Origin of the sequence: Duncaniella sp. (assembly GCF_029056165.1) — a bacterium.
Lineage (GTDB): Bacteria > Bacteroidota > Bacteroidia > Bacteroidales > Muribaculaceae > Duncaniella.
In genome coordinates this window covers 1-3,118 of the sequence record NZ_JAIDBW010000044.1, presented here as the reverse complement: position 1 = coordinate 3,118, position 3,118 = coordinate 1, and the positions used below count along the sequence as shown (strand labels likewise).

The following is a 3,118-nucleotide window of genomic DNA, read 5'->3' as shown; positions in this document are numbered from 1 at the left end:
CAACAGTACCAATGGCATGACGAGCGTTATCAACATCGTGCGCCGGTCGCGAATGATGTGGATTGCTTCTTTTTTTATCAGTGATCCTAAAATATTCATCTTAAGTAACTTGTTCAGATCGTTTTATTCTGATCTTTGTGCGTCCTTCGCTACCGTGCGGAACACTTCGTCCATGGATTCCGCATGATACTTCGACTTAAGTGCCGTAGGGGTGTCGAGCGCGGCGATGCGTCCGTCCACCATGATCGACACGCGGTTGCAGTATTCCGCCTCATCGAGATAATGCGTCGTCACAAAGACGGTCATACCTTCAGACGATGCCTGATAGATTAATTCCCAGAATTTACGACGTGTCACGGGGTCAACGCCACCGGTAGGCTCGTCAAGAAAGACGATCTCGGGAGAGTGGATCGTGGATGCCGCGAATGCGAGTTTCTGTCGCCATCCGACAGGTATGGATTTTACACGGGCATTAGCCATACCTTCCATGTCAAGCCTCTCGAATACGTCCTTCATACGGCTCTTGATCTCACTGTCGGTCAATCCATAGATGGTGGAGAACAGGCGTAGGTTCTGGGTTACGGTGAGGTCGCCGTAGAGCGAGAACTTCTGGCTCATGTATCCGATGCGGCGTTTGATCTGTTCACCTTGGGTGCAGACATCAAATCCCGCTACAGTGCCACTGCCTGAAGTAGGATAACTCAGCCCGCACAGCATGCGCATGGCTGTGGTCTTTCCGGCTCCATTGGCCCCGAGGAAGCCGAATATCTCACCTTTGCCGACATCGAAGCTGATGTGGTCTACAGCCGTGAAGGTGCCGAAGCATTTGGTGAGGTCCCTCACGGATATTGCGATGTTACCGTTGGTCATTACGTGTGAGTTTTATGAAAAGATCCTCGATTACTCCCTTGGCCGGATATATGTCAGCACCGTCTATCCCTTGCCCGGCAAGTTTCGCCAAGGCCTCTTCGGAATGGAAATCATTCGTGCCTACGACATGCAGCGTGGCACCGAATGTATAGCAGTCGATCACTTCGGGCATAGATCTTAATCCTGCGAGAAGGCGGAACATGTCGGGTGCCACAGCATTGTATAGATTCTCGTCAAGACCGGCTACGAGACGCTCGGGAGTGTCGGTGCACAGTATTTTACCATGGTCGATCATGGCGATTCGGTCGCAGCGGGTGGCTTCATCCATGTATGAAGTCGACACGAGGATCGTTATGCCATGCTTACGCAGTGATGCAAGCATATCCCAGAACTCGCTTCGCGACACGGCGTCGACTCCGGTGGTCGGTTCGTCAAGCAGGAGAATCGGTGGCCTGTGGATAAGCGCACAGCTCAATGCGAGTTTCTGTTTCATGCCACCCGAGAGTTTTCCTGCGGGACGGTTGGGGAAGCGTGACAGCTGGCTGAAGATGGGTGCGATGAGATCGTAGTTGTCTTTTGTCGACACTCCGAAGAGCGATGCGAAAAAGTTGAGGTTTTCAGAGATCGACAGGTCAGGATAAAGTGAGAACCGCTCAGGCATGTATCCTATCAGGCTGCGAAGTTTACGGTAATCCTTCACGGTGTCAAGCCCAAGCATCGTCAGACTGCCGCTGTCCGGGACAAGAAGGGTGGCGAGTAGCCGGTAGAGTGTGCTTTTGCCCGCTCCGTCCGGCCCTATGAGCCCGAACATCTCGCCTTCTTCCACGGAGATATTTACCTTGTCGAGTGCCCGGATGCTGCCATACGTCTTGCTGACATCCTTTATGTCTACAACTACGCTCATAGTCTGACCTCTCCGTACTGGCCGAGCTTGAGTCGGCCGTCGTTCTTCACAGCTATCTTTACGGCATAGACGAGATTGGCCCGGCTGTCGTTGGTCTGGATTGACTTAGGCGTAAATTCACTTTCCTCCGCTATCCATGTTATAGTGCCGGGATAGTCATAGCGTTCGTCGGCGCCGAAATCAGCCACGACGGTCACTTTCTGTCCTATTTTCAGGTCGGCAAGCTGTGATGCTGTGAAATAGCTGCGTAGGTATATGTCGTTGAGGTCGGCGAGTTTGAGTAGGGGCTTGCCGGGCGTGGCGAACTCTCCGGGCTCGGCATACTTGATGAGTACCGTTCCGTTGATGGGTGAGATAATCTTACAGCGGTTGATCTGGTCCTCTACCTGCTCTCTGCGATACTGTAGAGCGATAGCGTTGTCAGAAATCGAAGAGCGGTTCTTGCCAAGTGTGGAGAGCTGTGCGGAAAGTTGGTCACGAAGTGTGCGGAGCTGCGTACGTGCATCGTCCAATTGCTTGCGGGTAGTTGCCCCGTCGGCGAAGAGTCGTTCCTGTCGGTCAGTCTCGTTCTGCCAGTGTCCTATCTGAGTGCGCAGGCTTGCTACCTGTGCTGTTATGTCGGGCGATGATGATTCCGTAGCCTGCTGTTCGGTCATGATCTGTAACCGCTGCAGGGAGAGGGTAGTGGTGTCGATGAGCGCTATTCTCGAATCGGCCGTGACGCTATCGCCCTCTTCGGCCGAGATAGAAAGGATTTTGCCGGTAGTTTCGGCTGAAACGGTCACAGTGATGGCTTCGAATATTCCGGTGGCATCATAATCGGGCTTGGATGAGCATGAGGCCAGTAGTGAGGCGCCGGCAAAAAGGATATATACGTTCTTCATCGGTTGAGGGTGTTTTTGAGTTTATATATGTTCTGTATGAGTTGTATATTATGGTAGGCTGAGTTAAGTCTCGCCTGATTTTCGTCATTAATTTTTGACAGTAGGGCAGTGGCATCGATGATTCCGTTCCTTAGCTGCGACTCTGCGCTCAGGCGTACATTCTGACGCAGTTCCACTATACGGGAGTCTTCTTTCATCACCTCTCGTATGGCGTTGATGTCACTTATCTCACGAGCTGACTGAATACGGCTGTTGAACAGAAACTTATCCCTGTCGGCATTGATCATGTCGGCATTTAGTGACAGTTTCCGGCGTTTTGAGCCTTTGGTGTATAGTGATTCAATGTTCCAACTCAATCTTACGCCGGCCATGATGTTGAATGAAAGGTCGCGATTAGTCATACTTTCGAAATAGTTGTAGCCTGGATATCCGTAATATGCCTGAGTGAAGAAGCCTATAT

Annotated in this window: 2 protein-coding genes and 2 pseudogenes; all 4 read right to left on the bottom strand. The window is 51.6% G+C overall.

The window, feature by feature from the left end; translation table 11 throughout:
* Nucleotides 1-123 precede the first annotated feature (123 nt).
* Nucleotides 124-834: pseudogene (locus tag K2G41_RS10460) on the bottom strand (ABC transporter ATP-binding protein); the annotation flags it as partial.
* Between the two features lie 22 nt (nt 835-856).
* Entirely contained in the window at nt 857-1,774 is a 918-nt protein-coding gene (locus K2G41_RS10455; RefSeq protein WP_300117939.1) for an ABC transporter ATP-binding protein, read from the bottom strand.
* Nucleotides 1,771-2,658 (bottom strand): HlyD family efflux transporter periplasmic adaptor subunit, encoded by an 888-nt coding sequence (locus tag K2G41_RS10450; protein WP_300117938.1) that lies wholly within the window; start codon nt 2,656-2,658, stop codon nt 1,771-1,773. Before K2G41_RS10450 ends, K2G41_RS10455 begins: the two co-directional genes overlap by 4 nt.
* Nucleotides 2,655-3,118, bottom strand: a pseudogene (locus K2G41_RS10445) (TolC family protein); the annotation flags it as partial. The gene K2G41_RS10450 and the pseudogene K2G41_RS10445, both read right to left, overlap by 4 nt.

Excerpts from the sequence above, each read along its gene's own strand:
- K2G41_RS10455 (WP_300117939.1), bottom strand. The coding sequence starts at position 1,774 with ATGAGCGTAGTTGTAGACATAAAGGATGTCAGCAAGACGTATGGCAGC.
- K2G41_RS10450 (WP_300117938.1), bottom strand. The coding sequence starts at position 2,658 with ATGAAGAACGTATATATCCTTTTTGCCGGCGCCTCACTACTGGCCTCA.